Genomic DNA, 16324 nt, shown 5'->3' with positions numbered 1-16324 from the left:
CTGACCCTAGGGGCGCTCTGGCGCCGTTTGCCCAAACAGGATTTTCTTGCCGTCCTCGGTGACGGCAGGGCGGCTAGAGAAGGGTTCGCCTTTGGCGTAAGCCCGTATCGTCGCCGGACGGGCTTGCACGGCTTCAAACCAGCGACGCAGGTTGGGGAAGTCGTCAAGGTTCTGTTGCTGTTGTTTCCATGGGACAACCCAAGGGTAAGATGCCATGTCCGCGATGGTGTAGTGCTCGCCGGCAATAAACTCCCGACCGGCCAGCCGACGGTCGAGCACGCCGTACAGTCGCTTCGTCTCGTTGACGTAGCGATTGATCGCGTAAGGGATTTTTTCGGGCGCATAGAGGCCGAAGTGATGGTTTTGTCCAGCCATGGGGCCCAAGCCGCCTACTTGCCAGAACAGCCACTCAGACACGGTTTTACGACCGCGAACATCGCTGGGCAGGAATAGCCCGGTCTTCTCCGCGAGGTACATCAGGATGGCGCCAGATTCAAAAATCGTTATTGGCTCACCGCCGTCCGCCGGTGCAGTGTCGATGATGGCGGGCATTCTGTTGTTGGGCGAGAAAGCCAGAAACTCTGGTTTGAACTGATCGCCCGCACTGATATCGACCGGGTGGAGGGTGTAATCCAGCCCGGCCTCTTCGAGAAATAGGGTGATTTTATGGCCATTGGGGGTGGGCCAGTAATAGAGCTCAATCATGGCGGATGCTTCCCATTGCAGTGGTGTGATGGTCGAGTAGGGCGAGGGCTGGACGCACCAAGCCTTCCAGCAGGTCGCGCTCTGGCCGTGCGCGGGCGAGGACGCGAATGCCCAGTAGGACGCCCAGAAGAAGGCGCGCCAAGTCATCGGCAGGCTGTGAGGTGGAAATTGCCCCGGTGTGCTGACCCGTTACCACGCACCGGCGAAAAAAAGCCTCCATCTGTGTGAAGACTTCGGCAATGGCGCGTTGGAACTCCGGGTCAAGGGGGGAGGCTTCGAGCGCCCCGTTCACCAGCATGCAGCCTTTGTTCTGCGGGTCGTTCAGGGACCGTTCGATGATTTCGCTAAAGAATGCACCAATCGCTTCACGCGGGGGCAGCTTCTCCAGACGATTGATGCGCTCAACCAGGCGTTGCTTCAGATAGTGGTCCAGCGCGCGTCGATACAGTAAACGCTTATCACCGAACGCGTTGTAAAGGCTGGCGCCCGTGATCCCCATTTTCTGGGCAAGGTCGCGAATCGAGGTCGCTTCATACCCTCGTACCCAGAAGCATTGCACGGCTGCATCGAGCACTGCGGCTTCATCAAATTCTCTTGGTCGAGCCATCTCGCGGTTCCTCAGCATGCGGCAGACAAAGCTGTTGCCCCTTTGTCGTTTCCAAACTATTCTAAATCAATCGTTCTAGAACGCAAAGGCGAGCAGCACCCCCGAGTTCCGCGCCATCTTGCTCTACCTCAGTGAGAAAACCGGACGCTTTATCGGCACGCCTGTTGATCTTCCCGAGCTGCTGTCGTGGCTGTTGTTCATCTGCACGGGCCAGGCCTTGCATTTCCAATACGCAGCGCCAAGATGCGAGTCTCGGATTTAACCATGCATCCATGACCCTATTCCCTGTCGCGACGTATTCAACCTATTAATTGCCCCTTGGCGTGCGTTATCCATGGCTATCAATTTCGACCTGAACGATCTCCAGGCTTTCCGCGCCGTGGTGGAAAAAGGCAGCTTTGGAAAAGCTGCCGAAGCGATTCATATTTCTCAGCCCGCCCTGAGCCGACGTATCGAAAAGCTTGAGGATGCATTGGGCGTCAAGCTGTTTGAACGCACCACTCGCCGTGTCAGTCTGACCATGGTCGGGCGTGCGTTCGCACCGCGTGCCGAACGTTTGCTCGACGACCTCGACGACGCATTACTGGGTATCAGCGATGTCGCGTCGACACGCCTGGGCCATGTCACGATCGCATGTGTGCCGTCGGCGGCCTATTACTTCATGCCGCGGGTGGTCGCTCGCTATCATCAGCTCTACCCAAAAATCAGAGTAAGGGTGCTTGATGCCAGCGCTCACGATGTACACGACGCGGTGGTCAGTGGCGAAGCCGATCTGGGCCTCAGTTTCATGGGTAATCTGGATGTCGGGCTTGAGTTTGAGTTATTGGTACAGGATACCTATGTGCTGGCCTGCCGCCGTGACCATGCACTGGCGAGTCGGGAGGCCGTGACGTGGAGCGAGTTTTTTGAGCACGACTACATTGCGGTAGATAAAACGTCAGGCAATCGCTTCCTGCTCGATCAGGCGCTGATTCACATTAAACCGGCGCGGCCGAGTGTCTGCGAAACACGGCATGTGGTGACGATGCTGGGGTTGGTCGAGGCGGGCCTGGGGATTGCTGCCGCGCCAGCGATGGCGATGCCGACCGCCGGACATCCGATTTTAATGAGTGTGCCGCTGACCGCGCCGCAGGTGATACGTAGCGTTGGCTTGATCAAGCGCCGGGGGCGCACGTTGACGCCGGCGGCGCGGGAGCTGGAGCGACTGATTGTCGAGATGAAAGCGCTGCCGCCGTCAGTCCAGGGGCCGACGGCGGTGCATTAAGACTGCGTGCCGTCAGTTATGGCTGACGGAATCGAGTCCGGTCGCACGCACCTCCGATTGGACGCCAGGTGATGCAAGGTAATCGAGCAAGGCCTTTGCTTGCTGTGGATTCTGGGCATCGACAGGGATCCCTGCGGCGAAGCGCGTGACCGACTGCAGCGACTCCGGGATCTTGCCAATGAAGATTACGCCGGAAACCGGTAGCAGTTCGCTGACCTGCTGGAAGCCCAGTTCGTAGTCGCCTGTTGCGACCACGGAGGCGACTGGGGTTTTCACAATCATCTTGGATTTTGGCTGCAATTGGCTTTCGACTCCCAGGCGCTTGAACAGTTGATCCTGGATATATACTCCGCTGGCGCTGTCGGAGTAAGCGACTGAGCGAGCCTTGAGCAAGGCCGCTTTGAGTTGGTCTTCGGACGCGATTTTCGGCGTGTCCGCCCCTGCACGTACGACGGCACCGATTCTCGAATCTGCAAGCTCGACCCGTGAGCCAGGTATCACTTTGCCTTGCTTGATCAGATCGTCGAGTGCATACCCGACCATGATCACCACGTCAGCTTTTTCACCGCGCTCAAGCCTATTGGGAATGGCTTCAGGCGCCTTGCCCATGGATGGACCCAGCGTGGTATCCAGCGTATTGCCGGTGTTTGCGGCGAATTTTGGGCTAAGTGCCTTATAAGCAGCGGTAAAGCCGCCGGACGTCATCACGTGGATTTCGGCGGCGTGCACTGCCGCCGTCATGCTCAGGCTGCCGAGCAATACCCATGCGGCAAATCTCAAACATTGTGCTTTCATAAACTGTTTCTCCACGCCGGGAAGTAAGGCTTATTACACTGCAAGGCGCAGTTGCACGGCTTTGCTGCGGTACAGAAACAGAGTCGCGGACAACGCGCAGACGGCGGCAAAACTCATCCAGTAGCCGGGTGCTGCCTTGTCACCGGTGAGGTGGATAAGTGCCGTGGAAATGGCCGGTGTGAAACCGCCGAACACCGCAGTGGCAAGGCTGTAGGCCAAGGAAAAACCAGCGACGCGAACTTCAACGGGCATAATTTCGGTCAGGGCCGCGATCATTGCCCCGTTGTACATGCCGTATAGAAAGGACAACCACAACAGCGTTTCCAGCATATGGCCGAAGCTGGGTGCCTGGGCCAGAAATGACAGGGCAGGGTAGGACGTAACAATGGCCAGCGCGGCCATGGTCACAAGCACTGGTCGCCGCCCGACGCGGTCAGACAGCGCGCCGCCGATAGGCAGCCAGATGAAGTTAGAGACCCCCACCAACAGCGTCACCATCAAGGCATCGGCGGTGCTCAGGTTGAGTACGGTCTTGCCGAAAGTCGGCGCATAGACAGTGATCAGGTAAAAAGCCGTGGTGGTCATCGCGACCATCAGCATGCCTGCGACGACGATCCCCCAGTTCTGCATCAAGGTATTGAACACTTCACGCATGGTCGGGCGGTGCGTGCGCGCAGAAAACTCTTCGGTTTCCTCAAGTTTGCTGCGCAGGACGAAGATGAACGGGACGATCAGGCAACCTATCAGGAAGGGCACGCGCCAGCCCCAATCGGCGATCATCGATGAAGGCATCCACTGGTTCAAGGCGAAGCCTAGCCCGGCAGCGACGATGATCGCGACCTGCTGGCTTGCCGACTGCCAACTGGTGAAAAAGCCCTTTTTACCGGGAGTCGCCATCTCGGCCAGGTACACCGAAACGCCCCCCAATTCTGCGCCTGCAGAGAAACCTTGAAGCAAGCGCCCGATCAGCACCAGGGCCGGAGCCAGCAGGCCGATGCTCTCGTAGCCCGGTACCAACACGATCAGAATGGTGCCGCTGGCCATGATTGATAGCGTGACGATTAGTCCCTTGCGGCGGCCGACGTCATCGATATAGGCACCTAGAATGACTGCGCCCAGCGGGCGCATGAGAAACCCTGCACCGAACACGGCGAAGGTCATCATCAACGATGCAAATTCGCTGCTCGCCGGGAAAAAGGCGGCTGCGATATAGGTGGCATAAAAACCGAAGAGGAAGAAATCGAACTGCTCGAGAAAGTTACCTGACGTTACCCGGAAAACCGCACTTGCTTTGGAACGGGCGGACGCTGTTACGCTTTGAGTTGAGCCCATCTACTTGTCTCCCGACACTTTTATGCATGCACCTGGCGTGCACGATTGTTATAGGAGCGAATAGTGTCTGAGAGGGGCTGAGTTGAGAAATGCATAGTTCGCATTCATTGATGCGTCATACGTATAAATAATCGGGATAAGCTTGGCGCTGGCAGTCCGGTCCGGCATGCCTTGAGTGGCAGGGGGTGCAGTGTCGGCACGGCCCCGCACAATCAAAAAAATCTGCTCAAACCGCTGCTTTCATCAGTGCCGCACACGCGGTTTTATAGGCCTCGTGCTGATATTTGTTTAGCGAGGTGGCCAGTGCAAAGTCATGTTTTTTATGTTGAGCGCTGACGGTTTGCGGCGAAACGAGGGACACCTCGCACTGACTCAGGAGCTGTAAAATCCCTTCGATTTTGAAGGTGGTCGGGCCGCCCGCGAATTCGCCTTTTTTGCTGCGTTTCTTGATCGCGATGTGGTCGATACCGTGATCACGAACAAACGCCTCGACGAGGGCCGCGAACGCTTTGACGTTCGCCGACTCGTCATCGTCCTCAAGGGTGATTTTTTTTGTGGTCAGAGGCAGATGTTCAAACGCGTTATTTTGACGCGTGGCGACCGCGAAAATGGCTTCGCTGCCTTTGATTTCGATACCGCAGATTTTCATGTGGCTGCCTTGCGCAAGTTAAAAGGCAGTCATTTTCTTCTCTTTTTTCATCGATGGCTAACTGATAAACACTCCGCGCGCCATGCCTGCGGCTGCCACGAGTATGACGATGATCAGACCCACTTCGATGTGGCTGATTTTGGAGTACAGCTGGGCGCGCCGGGTATCGATCGGGGTGCCATTTTTAAACGCGTTGCGCCACTTGATCAGGGCAACCATAGGCGCGATTTCAAGCAGGATGATCGCAATGAACGCCGTCATCTTCAGGTGAAACAGCGGTTGATGCAGATAGTAGAAGGTTCCCTTCTCAAGCCCGCCAAATGCACGCAACACCCCGGTTACCAGCAGCACTGCTACAGCAATACCCCAGAAGTTGTCGGCCACAAACACATCCCTAAGCTTGGAGGGGTTGGTGCGGCTCAGCCGCCGCAAAGATCTTCCACGGCTGAGTACCGCCCCCAGTGCAACGCCGTATGCCAATAGATGCAGTGTTGCCAGGAACCATTTGAAGAGCATGGTTGTGAATCTCCATTCATGACGATAAAAAAACAATCTATCCAGCAGCCGGTATTCAAGTCGTAGTGTACTGTTCGACATTTTGCCCGAACCTCACACTGTTCCGGGCTTTCATTGACGAGCAGCTCTTGCTGCGGTTTGCAGGAACATTGCATCGGAGCGCCGTCCGTTGACCCGGGCTTTCAGGAGAGGAAACAAACACGGTCGGCAAGTCCGAAAGTATCCTTGATTACTCTTTCGGCTGAATCCCTGCCTGCCTCATGGTCAGGTTTTTCTGAATCTTGTATTGCACGGCAACTTGCGGGGCCGGGTTGCTTTTCCCTGTTTCCATCCAATTGCGCAAACGAGTCGCATCGGCGAAGTGAGTGTATTTGCCGAATGCATCGAGAATCACCACCGACACCGGCCGATTGGCCATCGTGGTCAACAACACCAGGCAGTGGCCCGCTTGATTGGTGAACCCGGTCTTGGTCAGGGTGATGTTCCAGTTGGATTTTCTGATCAGGTGGTCGGTGTTGCTAAAGCCCAGGCTGTAGGTGGGCTTATGGAATGTCACGGTTTTTTCGGGGGTGGTGCTCAGTTCGCTCAGCATGGGGTATTTGCGCGAGGCGAGTACCAGTTTGGTCAGGTCGCGGGCGGTGGACACGTTGTAGATGGACAAACCGGTGGGCTCGACATAAACCGTGTGCTTCATACCCAGCGCCTTGGCCTTGGCATTCATCGCCAGGATGAACGCGTTATAGCCACCCGGATAACTGTGAGCGAGGCTCGCCGCGGCCCGGTTTTCCGAGGACATCAGGGAAATCAATAGCATGTTCTTGCGGTCTAGCTGACTGCCTAGCTTGACCCTGGAGAACACACCTTTCATTTCCTTGGTGTTGGTGATCGACACTGGAATCATTTCGTCCATGGGCAGTTTCGCGTCCAGCGTCACCATGGCCGTCATCAGCTTGGTCACCGAGGCGATAGGGACGACGATGTCCGGGTTGCTCGAATACAATACTTTGTCGGTTTGCAGGTCAACCACCATGGAGCTGCCCGAGGCCAGGTGAAGTTGTGAAGGGTCGCGATTAAGAGGGGCGGGTTCATTTGCCAACGCGCTCTGAGAGAGTGCGGCGCCTGTATATACAAATAATAGGCTCAGAATGGAATGACGAATTTTCACGAGCTGGGCTCACTAATAATGGAATATGCCGTTTAACACGGGGTCTCTACGCAAACACTTCATTTTATGAGCACGCTCCGGGCGCTGTCGATGGGTCTTGTCGGTTGAATTCAGGTTTAGAGCAGCAATGCGCTTTTATAGGTGAAAAAACCACGATTGCTAACCAAAACCAGCAATAGACATGGTGTCTGACGAGCACACCGATTAGCATCCTGTGCGGTTAATGCCACGTGTTCTCAAACGACTCAGGAGTCGCGCAATGCCCAAGAGTTTTATCAGCAAGGATTACCTCGCACTGGTAATAGTAGCGGCTGTGGTTGCAGTGCTCTTGCTTGGGGTTGGTTTTTTTCAGAAATCTGCGGATTGGGCGGGCTGGATTCAGGCGACCGGTCTTATTGTTGGCTTGATGGTCGCGATAGCGGTGCCGGGCATTCAGAAAAAGCAGGACGCTGCGAGCCAGCACAAACTAATGCGTGAGCGGGAGGTGGGGTACGCTCGCCGACTGCAATACTTGTGCGGTGAGCTCAATGAGCTGCTGGCAAAAATCAATATTAACCTGACGCATCTTCGCGCCACCGACAGGCATCGGCTGCAGCATACCCTTCAGGATTTCCTGCATCGCTTGTTCGAATCGCATAAGCGTGATCTGAATGATGACCGTGTGGTGATTGCTCACGAACTGCGGCAGGTGGCTAACGAGTTGGTCGATGAGCTTGAGAGCGGCCGTGCAGATCGAGTGGTCATGATGAATCTGGATAAGCGCCTGCAAAAACTGGCGCACCGGACTCAGGTCAATGCGGCAATGGCTGAGCGTCTCTGATCAGACTTTTTGCTGCGCATAAAAAAGCCCACATCAGAGATGCGGGCAAGGGGATGTGCGGAGCAACGCACGATGTCAGGGCAACACGATTCGCTAGAACGGGTATTTAATCAGTCAGCCCGCGTCAGGCGTTCATCTGGCACGTGTCGAACTTCTTGGACAAGGCCTGGGCCGCTGGCAGGGAGGCGAAGGGGCCGCTTATGGGCTCGCCTTCCTGTACCAGGTACCAGCAGGCAAGCAGGCCACACGCTCTGAGCTGGGCTGGAACTGCGCTACCGACTACCGACATGATCTGAACCTTGGTCATAAGTACCTCCATCAATCAATGCCGCTACTCTACGGCGCCCTGCGAGCGAGTGATAATCACTGCTCTCGATAGTGGACATTGATGATAATGGGGTTCGTTGCGGTTATTGCCGTTGCGTGTCCAGGGCTGATCAGTCGACGACCTGATCGAGCATTGCCATCACTTCATGATTGTTCAGAAGACCTTTTTCAACCAGGTTCTGTGCCAGCAAGGACAAAAACTTTGCGCTACGATGGCCTTCCAGACTCTTGAGTTCGGTCAGTGCGCGATACACTTTGTCCGATGTGCACAATCCCTCCGCATGGTGGGGATGCTGAGTCGGCATAGGGGCGTCCTTATTGTTATGAAGGCTGATGTCGTTGAGTAAGCGTTGCTGAAGAGCACCGTACTCACAACGATGACGTCAATAATGACGGACTCAAGCAAACACGCTGTCCCCCCAGCGACCTCCATCGAACTGATGTAGACGCTAAAAAAACAGCCCCGCCTTTTTGGGGGCAGGGCTATTTTTCAGAATGTTACCAGCGCCCAGGGCCGTCACCCCGGTAGCCTCGTTCATCCCTGTCATGACCATAATAGCCATGTGGACGACCGTAGTAGCCTGGCGGTGGGCCGTAATACCCAGGACGATAATAAACCGGGGCTGGAGCCACTACGACCGGCTGGTAGTACACCGGTGGCGGCGGTGCCTGATAGTAAACCGGTTGTGGTGCATAGACCGGTTGCGGTTCCACATAGACTGTCCGGGGTTGGTTGGATGACATCACGGCACCCGCCACGACGGCCCCGACCACGGCGCCTACCACTAGACCTGGACCACCCCAACCTCGCCCGTCTGCTGACGCTTGGCTTGCGATGGCTAGGGCACCTAACAACAAGGCAACCTTGGGGATGTGACGAATCATGAGTATTCCTCGGCTTTCAACCCCGTTGTCGCGAGCCTGCGTTACGCTCAGGCACTGCCACGGGATACTACTAAGACAGCGGTTTCGGAGAAATCTGCGAATCGCGTGAGTAAAGATTGTGTAAGTGTGTCCGGCGGCTATTATCGCGGACTTGGCCGCGTTGGCAAAGGCCATTCTGTGCGCCGCAGGGCGAGGTTATTCAAGCTTTGCCAAACGCTCTTCCAGCGCCGTAATCCGCGCTTCGAGTTCGTCCAGACGCTCTGTCGAGGCCGACCCGCCACCGGCGCGTTCGGGCTGATTTTGTCGGGCCGCGAGAATAGCCTCGATGTCTTCCGGGTCACCGAGTGAGTGCATATATCGATCTTCACGCTGGCCGGATTGACGCGGCAACAACGTCGCCAGCCCTCGGGCGATCAAGCGTTCCAGTTGATGGGCGACTTGCTCGATATCTTCAAAGTCGTGCATGCGGTTGCTTCGAGTGAGCAATTCATTGACCGTTTGCGGGCCTCGCAGGAACAACAAACCACTCAAGATAACTTGTGCAGGCACTAATTCCAGGGCTTTATCAGCGCGATGCTCCCAGCGATCAGCACGGCTGCCCATCACCAACCGTGTTAAGCCACGGCCTTCGAGGGCGCGCAGACTTTGGCCGACTTGGCCCTGAGTCAGGCTCATCACCGGTTCGCGGCTGGTTTTTTGATTGCAGGCAGTGACCAGCGCATTAAGGGTCAAGGGGTAGGTTTCGGGGTTGGTGGCCTTTTTTTCGATCAGGCAGCCGAGGATGCGAACTTCCACATTGTTGAGTTGCAGCTTATCGGCGGAGTCGGTAGACACGGGCTCGGTAGACATGGCGCTTTCCCTGGGCGTTTGAAGGCAACTAGCCTAGGGGCTCAGTGATATAAAAGACAAGCCGCTTTCGTGCGCCCTCCATGACTATAATCACGTCACCTTCAATTCAGGATCTGCCATGACTATTTCCTTGTACGCCGCTTCCGTCCCGGTTTTCAAACAAATGCTCACTGCTTTGAGTGACGTACTGGCCAAGGCTGAAGCCCATGCCACTTCAAAAAACATTGAACCTGACGCCTTGCTGCAAGCTCGCCTGTTCCCGGACATGTTCCAACTAATCCGTCAGGTACAAATCGCAGCTGATTTCGCCAAAGGCGTATCCGCCCGTCTGGCGGGTATAGAGCCACCGAAGTTTGACGACACCGAAAAAACCTTCGCCGACCTGCAAGCCTTGATCGCCAAGACCCTGGCCTTCATCGGTAGCATCAGCCCTGAGCTAATCAATGGCCAGGAAGGTCGCGAGATCGTCACGCGTCAGGGCACTCCTAAAGAGAAGCGCTTCGACGCTCAGACCTACCTGTTGGGTTATGGTCTGCCGCAGTTCTTCTTCCACATCACCACGACCTACGCCATCCTGCGCCACAACGGCGTTGAAGTCGGCAAGCGCGATTACATGGGCGCGTACTGATTCGTTGAGCGACCTGTTGGATTGACGCCAAGCCGTTGCACGAGATGTTTCGTGCCGCGGCTTTTTTATGCCCCGTGTCACGTGTAGATGTATTTACTGACAGATCGGTCCTTATGGCTTGATCTGCTTCGTTGTTCTGGAGTGTTCATGTTGTTGCCTATTTTGCTGTTGTCGGCTGCCGGTTTTACGGTATTGACCACAGAGTTCGTCATCGTCGGCCTGTTGCCTGCGATAGCCCGTGACCTGGATATCTCGGTGTCTCAGGCCGGTTTGTTGGTGACGTTGTTTGCTTTCACCGTGGCCGCTTTCGGGCCCTTCCTCACGGCGTATTTTTCGCGCTTTGAGCGCAAACGTCTGTTTATCACCATTTTGATCATGTTCGGTTTTTCCAACCTGTTGGCGGCATTGGCACCCAACATTGCCGTGATGGCGGTGGCGCGACTGATTCCCGCGCTCGGGCTGCCAGTGTTTTGGGCGCTGGCCAGTGAGACAGCAGTGGATATTGTGGGTCCGGAATACGCCGGGCGAGCCATTTCAAAGATTGGTTTCGGCATCGTCTGTGCGACGGTATTCGGCATTCCGGTCGGGACATTGATTTCTGATGCCTGGGGGTGGCGTAGCGCGTTCGCCATCCTGGCGGTGGTAGCGTTCGCCAAAGCATTGCTGTTGTTGATCTACCTGCCCACGACGAATAAGCACAAAGAGCCGGTTTCATTGCTCGCGCAGTTCAAGATTTTACGTAGCCCATTGATGCTCGGGCATGTGCTGTTGTCGGTGCTGGTGTTCAGTGGCATGTTCACAGCCTATACCTATCTGGCGGACATGCTGGAACGTCTGGCCGGGTTCAATGGCACGGTGGTGGGCTGGTGTCTGATGGGATTTGGCGCGGTCGGCTTGCTGGGTAACTCGTTGGGTGGGCGCATGGTTGACCACCACCCATTGATTGCCAGCCTGTTCTTCAGTGCGTTCATGATCACCGGCATGGTGGCCGTGGTGCCTAGCATGCATTCGACGCTTGGTCTTGGTCTGGCGTTAGCCGTCTGGGGCATCACGCAGGCAGCGTTGTTCCTCGTCAGCCACGTTCGGTTGATGAAGGCGGCTCCCCATGCGCCCGCTTTTGCGGCTTCGTTGAACATTGCCGGGGCGAATCTGGGGATTGGCATTGGCGCGATCATCGGTGGGCAGGTAATCGACAACTTCGGTCTGGGCAGTCTGGGGTTTGCGGCGGCGGGGATTATCCTGCTGTCGATTCTGCTGGCGCTGCTGTTGATGTCCGCCAAGCCCGTACCTGTTTGGGCTTAATCAGACTGGATGAATAATCCGCGTCGAGCGCCCTCGGTAATGGCAACAATGCCTGGGTGCTTGACCTTGCGTTCGACTGAGATCGCGTAGAAAGACTCGGTTACGGCGTTGGTCTGACCGATCATTTGCACCCCGTACTGCACCTGAACTTCATCGGCAATCACGCTCGGGGCGATGAAAATCCCACTGCCGGATTTTCCGAAAGCCTTCATCAGCGCGCTGTCGTCGAACTCGCCGATAATCCGTGGTTGCACATTTTGCTCGGCAAACCAACGCATGAGGCGGTTGCGGATTACGGTTTCCTGTCCCGGAATCAATAGTGGCGCGCCTTGCAAGCCGTGAGGGAAATTCGGCCCATAGCGCTCGGCCAGCGCCTGAGTCGCGAAAAAGCTGATCCCGCATTCGCCCAGCTTCTGGCTATAGCCTTTGATGTCCATGTGCGAAGGCATTGGACTGTCGGAGATCACAAGGTCCAAGCGCTGAATGGCCAGATCGGCCAGCAAGCGCTCAAGTTTGTCTTCGCGGCAGGTGATGCGGATTGGCTCGGCCAGCTGCATGGTCGGCGAAATCAGGCGGTACACAATCGACTTGGGCACCACATCTGCAACCCCGATGCGAAACAGGATTTGCTGCTCATTGGGCTGGGCGCGAAGCAGCGCTTCCAGTTCACCTCCAAGCTGAAACATTTGCTCGGCATAGGGCAGGGTAAGGCGACCTGCCTCTGTTAACTCCAATTGCCTACCCACCCGGCGAAACAAGTCGATACCGAAGGTTTGCTCCAGCAAACTGATCTGTCCGCTGATGGTCTGCGGCGTCAGGTTCAACTGCTCGCTAGCCCTTACGATGCTGCCGGTTTTAGCCACGACCCAGAAGTAATGCAGCTGTCGATAATTAAGCATGAGCAGCCCGATTCGTAAAAACCGAAGTATACACGGCAAAAATACGAATTTTTCTGATGTGTTTGTCTCCCTAGAATGCAGCGCTATCGCCGGGTCTACTTACGCCCCGGAAATTCATTCAATTTTTCAGGCTGAATCAGGGTTCACTCACATGGAATATCTATTACAACTGGCTGCAAGCCCTACCGCCTGGATCGCTTTGGCGACGCTGGTGGTGATGGAAATCGTGCTGGGCATCGATAACCTGATCTTCATCTCGATCCTGACCAACAAGCTGCCAGAGCATCAACGTGCCAAAGCACGGCGTCTGGGGATCGGCATGGCCTTGTTCCTGCGTCTGGGCTTGCTCAGCACCATCGCCTATATCGTGCAATTGACTGAGCCGGTGATCGAACTGTTTGGGCAGGTGTTCTCCTGGAAAGACATGATTCTGATTGCCGGTGGTCTGTTCCTGTTATGGAAAGCGACTACCGAAATTCACCACAACGTCGAAGCCAGGCATGAAGACGAGAAGGTGGCCTCTTCAGGCGTCACACTAGGCTTGGCTGCCGCCATCGGCCAGATTTTGATACTTGATATGGTGTTTTCCATCGACAGCATCATCACTGCCGTGGGCATGACCGAACACTTGCCGATCATGGTGATCGCTGTGGTGGCTGCCGTTGTGGTGATGCTGGTCGCGGCAGAGCCATTGGCGAAGTTCATCAATGACAATCCGACCGTTGTGATGCTGGCGCTGGGTTTCTTGATCATGATCGGCATGACACTGATCGCCGAGGGCTTTGGTGCGCACGTTCCGAAGGGCTATGTCTACGCGGCGATGACGTTCTCAGCGGTAATCGAAGGTCTGAATATGCTGTCGCGCAGGTCGAAGCTCAAGGCGAAGTCGAAGGCCGTGGCTGTCTGAGTGTGAGGGTTTGTTGCGGGTGAAAGTCCAAGGGTCGGTGTGGAGTTTTCCATTACCGGCCTTTTTCAACGCAAGCGGAAGGAGTTTGAAGTGGAGTGATCGTGCCTGGTCTCGATATTCGCGGGGTTTTCGTGTTCGATTTCACGGTGATGATGCCGGCGAGAAATGCGCATCACCCCCCACAGCATGGCTGCGGCGACTGCCAGCCAAGCGGCTATCAGCATTGCAATTGTTATTTCCGGGCCCATACGTGCCTCTGCTGTTTTCAGCGTCTCTGTGCATCTGACTGACAGTCTAGTACTGCGCATGTTTCCAACAATTGACTAATGGTCTGCAATGCATGATCGATTTGATCTATGTAAGGCAAAAGTCCGCACTAAATGAACTATGCCGAAGGCTTGAGCCGACCTATGATCAGGGTCCGAGCCGGGTCGCGGATTGCCCGGCGCTTGTTGAAGTGAGTGAAAATGCTGCTGGTATTACCTCGAATTCTTGCCGCTCGCTCGAAGCGGATGTACCTGGCCCTTGCCCTTCTATCGACCCTGACTGCCTGCGCTGGCAGCGTGGCCCCTGGGATCCAGCGTTTACCTGATCGGGTTGAGCTCAATTCGGTACCGTTCTTCAAAGGCAACGTTTACCAAAGCGGGCCAGGGGTATTGGCCAGCATGTTGTCGCAACAAGGGGTGATTATCACGCCTGGATTGCTGGACAAGCCCCTGCATTTGCCAGGTGGCGAAGCCAAGCTCGAGCAAAATATGCAGGCCGTGGCGCGTGGGTACGGATTTATGGTCTATCCCCTCGATGGGGAATTACAGGACCTGCTGACTCAGGTGTCGGCGGGATACCCCGTCATGCTGCGTTACACCGATGGCTCGGCCTGGTGGGCGGAGCCCCGTTACGCGGTGCTGATAGGCTACAACCGCAACAAGCAGACGGTCCTGCTGCACTCGGGCATGAACCGTCGTCAGTTGATGAGTTTCAGCAGCTTTACTTCTGCCTGGAAAGACGCAGGCAGTTGGGCTGTACTGGTGCAAGGTCCACGGCAGATCCCGGCGCAAGTCGACCAGCCGCGCTGGCTGAACGCGGCGAATGATTTGACCCAGGCTGGACAAGCGCAAGCGGCAGGCGAAGCGACCAAGGCATTAAAGGCGCGATAAATAGCACCGACTGAAATAATAAAACGGCGCCCTCGGCGCCGTTTTTATTGGAAGGCTGCTCAAAAGCCAAACTTGTCCCGCAGGGCGTAGTACCAAGCGCCCAGCGCCGTCAACGGTGTACGCAACAACTGGCCGCCAGGGAAGGGATAGTGGGGCAGGTCGGCAAAGGCATCAAAACGCTCTGCCTGCCCACGCAACGCTTCGGCCAATACCTTGCCGGCCAGGTGGGTATAGGTCACACCGTGACCGCTACAGCCTTGTGAGTAATAGATGTTGTCGCCCAGACGACCGACTTGTGGCAAACGCGACAGCGTCAGCAGGAAATTTCCGGTCCAGGCGTAATCAATTTTTACGTCCTTGAGCTGCGGAAAGGCTTTAAGCATCTTCGGCCGGATGATCGCTTCAATATTGGCCGGGTCCCGCGCGCCGTACACCACGCCGCCGCCAAAAATAAGGCGTTTGTCAGCGGACAGTCGATAGTAGTCGAGCAGGTAATTACAGTCTTCAACACAATAGTCCTGCGGCAACAGCGTCCTCGCCAGCGCCTCACCCAGCGGCTCGGTGGTGATCACCTGAGTACCGCAAGGCATCGACTTGGCCGCCAGCTCCGGCACCAGATTACCCAGGTAAGCGTTGCCGGCTACGATGACAAACCTGGCTCGGACTCGACCGTGTTCGGTATACACGACTGGATTGGCGCCGCGCTCGATTCGAATCGCCGCCGACTGCTCATGAATCACACCGCCCAGCGACTCCACCGCAGCAGCCTCACCCAACGCGAGGTTCAAGGGATGGACATGACCGCCGCTCATGTCGAGCATGCCGCCGATATACTCATCACAGGCCACCACCTCGCGAATACGGCGCTTGTCCATCAGTTCCAGCTGAGTGTGTCCGTATCGCTCCCAGAGCTTCTTCTGTGCTTCCAGGTGGCCCATCTGCTTGTTGGTGATGGCTGCAAACACGCCGCCATCCTTCAGGTCGCATTGAATCTGATACTTGGCCACCCGATCACGAATGATCGCGGCACCTTCAAATGCCATTTGCCCCAGCAGTTGCGCCTGCTTGGGCCCGACTGTGCGCTCGATCACGTCGATGTCGCGGCTATAGCTGTTGACGAGCTGTCCGCCATTACGCCCCGATGCACCAAAGCCGACTTTGGCAGCCTCAAGCACCGTCACACGAAACCCGTGCTCCAGCAAAAACAGCGCACTGGAAAGCCCGGTATAACCTGCGCCAATCACGCAGACATCGGTTTCCACCTCACCTTCCAGTCGAGGGCGCTCAGGCACCGCGTTCGCAGACGCTGCGTAATAAGACTGTGGGTAAGGAGTGTTCGCCATCCTGCAACCTCTGTTTTATATTTTTTACGGATGCCGAGATGCTACCTGAGAAAAAAAACCTCGACCAGTGAGCGGTGAGATCACAGGCAGAGGACGATCCGTAAAAAATACGCATATTCATGGAGTTAGCGCGAAAAAGGTGTTGACACGAATCCATATATCCGTAGAATGCCG

General features: G+C 56.0%; 20 protein-coding genes. 6 read left to right on the top strand and 14 right to left on the bottom strand.

What is annotated here, in order from left to right; all coding sequences use genetic code 11:
• Nucleotides 1–6 precede the first annotated feature (6 nt).
• Together ACVBEG_RS15495 and ACVBEG_RS15490 are read right to left on the bottom strand one after the other, a co-directional pair.
• Nucleotides 7–705: a glutathione binding-like protein gene (locus ACVBEG_RS15495; RefSeq protein WP_322178636.1), complete on the bottom strand. Its 699-nt coding sequence runs from the start codon at nucleotides 703–705 to the stop codon at nucleotides 7–9.
• Entirely contained in the window at nucleotides 698–1312 is a 615-nt protein-coding gene (locus tag ACVBEG_RS15490; protein WP_322178637.1) for a TetR/AcrR family transcriptional regulator, read from the bottom strand. The genes ACVBEG_RS15495 and ACVBEG_RS15490 overlap by 8 nt, the downstream gene beginning before the upstream one ends.
• A 334-nt stretch (nucleotides 1313–1646) precedes the next feature.
• Between ACVBEG_RS15490 and ACVBEG_RS15485 the strand changes: the two genes are divergently transcribed.
• Complete coding sequence (locus ACVBEG_RS15485) at nucleotides 1647–2576, top strand: LysR family transcriptional regulator (RefSeq protein ID WP_447107991.1); 930 nt, start codon at nucleotides 1647–1649, stop codon at nucleotides 2574–2576.
• Nucleotides 2577–2588: 12 nt separating this feature from the next.
• Here the strand turns inward: ACVBEG_RS15485 and ACVBEG_RS15480 are convergent, their stop codons facing one another.
• The 5 genes from ACVBEG_RS15480 to pbpG form a co-directional block, all read right to left on the bottom strand.
• Nucleotides 2589–3317 carry a substrate-binding domain-containing protein gene (locus ACVBEG_RS15480; RefSeq protein WP_407074592.1) on the bottom strand — a complete coding sequence of 243 codons (729 nt, stop codon included), beginning with the start codon at nucleotides 3315–3317 and terminating at the stop codon, nucleotides 2589–2591.
• Nucleotides 3318–3404: 87 nt separating this feature from the next.
• Nucleotides 3405–4703, bottom strand: a complete 1299-nt coding sequence (gene tcuC, locus ACVBEG_RS15475) for an MFS transporter (RefSeq protein WP_322178640.1) — start codon at nucleotides 4701–4703, stop codon at nucleotides 3405–3407.
• 226 nt (nucleotides 4704–4929) lie between these two features.
• Nucleotides 4930–5352, bottom strand: a complete 423-nt coding sequence (locus ACVBEG_RS15470; RefSeq protein WP_322178641.1) for a DUF3010 family protein — start codon at nucleotides 5350–5352, stop codon at nucleotides 4930–4932.
• 57 nt (nucleotides 5353–5409) lie between these two features.
• Nucleotides 5410–5868 carry a DUF2214 family protein gene (locus ACVBEG_RS15465; RefSeq protein WP_322183095.1) on the bottom strand — a complete coding sequence of 153 codons (459 nt, stop codon included), beginning with the start codon at nucleotides 5866–5868 and terminating at the stop codon, nucleotides 5410–5412.
• A gap of 229 nt (nucleotides 5869–6097) precedes the next feature.
• Nucleotides 6098–7033 carry a D-alanyl-D-alanine endopeptidase gene (gene pbpG, locus ACVBEG_RS15460; RefSeq protein ID WP_322178642.1) on the bottom strand — a complete coding sequence of 312 codons (936 nt, stop codon included), beginning with the start codon at nucleotides 7031–7033 and terminating at the stop codon, nucleotides 6098–6100.
• A gap of 259 nt (nucleotides 7034–7292) precedes the next feature.
• On the opposite strand from pbpG, the gene ACVBEG_RS15455 reads away from it, so the two are divergent.
• Nucleotides 7293–7853 carry a hypothetical protein gene (locus ACVBEG_RS15455; protein WP_322178643.1) on the top strand — a complete coding sequence of 187 codons (561 nt, stop codon included), beginning with the start codon at nucleotides 7293–7295 and terminating at the stop codon, nucleotides 7851–7853.
• Between the two features lie 124 nt (nucleotides 7854–7977).
• On the opposite strand, the gene ACVBEG_RS15450 is transcribed toward ACVBEG_RS15455, so the two are convergent.
• From ACVBEG_RS15450 to ACVBEG_RS15435, 4 genes are all read right to left on the bottom strand, one after another.
• Entirely contained in the window at nucleotides 7978–8160 is a 183-nt protein-coding gene (locus ACVBEG_RS15450) for a hypothetical protein (protein ID WP_322178644.1), read from the bottom strand.
• A 130-nt stretch (nucleotides 8161–8290) separates the two neighbouring features.
• Complete coding sequence (locus ACVBEG_RS15445; RefSeq protein ID WP_322178645.1) at nucleotides 8291–8485, bottom strand: hypothetical protein; 195 nt, start codon at nucleotides 8483–8485, stop codon at nucleotides 8291–8293.
• A gap of 193 nt (nucleotides 8486–8678) precedes the next feature.
• Nucleotides 8679–9065 carry a hypothetical protein gene (locus tag ACVBEG_RS15440; protein ID WP_322178646.1) on the bottom strand — a complete coding sequence of 129 codons (387 nt, stop codon included), beginning with the start codon at nucleotides 9063–9065 and terminating at the stop codon, nucleotides 8679–8681.
• A gap of 195 nt (nucleotides 9066–9260) precedes the next feature.
• Nucleotides 9261–9914 carry a YceH family protein gene (locus tag ACVBEG_RS15435; RefSeq protein WP_322178647.1) on the bottom strand — a complete coding sequence of 218 codons (654 nt, stop codon included), beginning with the start codon at nucleotides 9912–9914 and terminating at the stop codon, nucleotides 9261–9263.
• 118 nt (nucleotides 9915–10032) lie between these two features.
• Here ACVBEG_RS15435 and ACVBEG_RS15430 point away from each other — a divergent pair, with 118 nt between their 5' ends.
• Nucleotides 10033–10542: a DUF1993 domain-containing protein gene (locus ACVBEG_RS15430; RefSeq protein WP_322178648.1), complete on the top strand. Its 510-nt coding sequence runs from the start codon at nucleotides 10033–10035 to the stop codon at nucleotides 10540–10542.
• 147 nt (nucleotides 10543–10689) lie between these two features.
• Nucleotides 10690–11844 carry an MFS transporter gene (locus ACVBEG_RS15425; RefSeq protein WP_322178649.1) on the top strand — a complete coding sequence of 385 codons (1155 nt, stop codon included), beginning with the start codon at nucleotides 10690–10692 and terminating at the stop codon, nucleotides 11842–11844.
• Here ACVBEG_RS15425 and nhaR read toward each other — a convergent pair.
• Entirely contained in the window at nucleotides 11841–12743 is a 903-nt protein-coding gene (nhaR, locus tag ACVBEG_RS15420) for a transcriptional activator NhaR (RefSeq protein WP_322178650.1), read from the bottom strand. The two genes, ACVBEG_RS15425 and nhaR, sit on opposite strands and share 4 nt — an antisense overlap.
• A 151-nt stretch (nucleotides 12744–12894) precedes the next feature.
• On the opposite strand from nhaR, the gene ACVBEG_RS15415 reads away from it, so the two are divergent.
• Nucleotides 12895–13650 (top strand): TerC family protein, encoded by a 756-nt coding sequence (locus ACVBEG_RS15415; RefSeq protein ID WP_322178651.1) that lies wholly within the window; start codon nucleotides 12895–12897, stop codon nucleotides 13648–13650.
• Between the two features lie 65 nt (nucleotides 13651–13715).
• Here ACVBEG_RS15415 and ACVBEG_RS15410 read toward each other — a convergent pair whose 3' ends face one another.
• Nucleotides 13716–13898: a hypothetical protein gene (locus ACVBEG_RS15410; protein WP_322178652.1), complete on the bottom strand. Its 183-nt coding sequence runs from the start codon at nucleotides 13896–13898 to the stop codon at nucleotides 13716–13718.
• A 219-nt stretch (nucleotides 13899–14117) separates the two neighbouring features.
• Between ACVBEG_RS15410 and ACVBEG_RS15405 the strand changes: the two genes are divergently transcribed.
• Nucleotides 14118–14807, top strand: a complete 690-nt coding sequence (locus ACVBEG_RS15405; RefSeq protein WP_322178653.1) for a PA2778 family cysteine peptidase — start codon at nucleotides 14118–14120, stop codon at nucleotides 14805–14807.
• A 59-nt stretch (nucleotides 14808–14866) separates the two neighbouring features.
• Here ACVBEG_RS15405 and ACVBEG_RS15400 read toward each other — a convergent pair whose 3' ends face one another.
• Nucleotides 14867–16150, bottom strand: coding sequence for an NAD(P)/FAD-dependent oxidoreductase (locus ACVBEG_RS15400; RefSeq protein WP_322178654.1), 1284 nt, complete (start codon nucleotides 16148–16150; stop codon nucleotides 14867–14869).
• Nucleotides 16151–16324: the final 174 nt, after the last annotated feature.

This window comes from Pseudomonas sp. GG8 (genome assembly GCF_052976945.1).
This window is presented reverse-complemented; position numbering and strand designations above follow the sequence as displayed.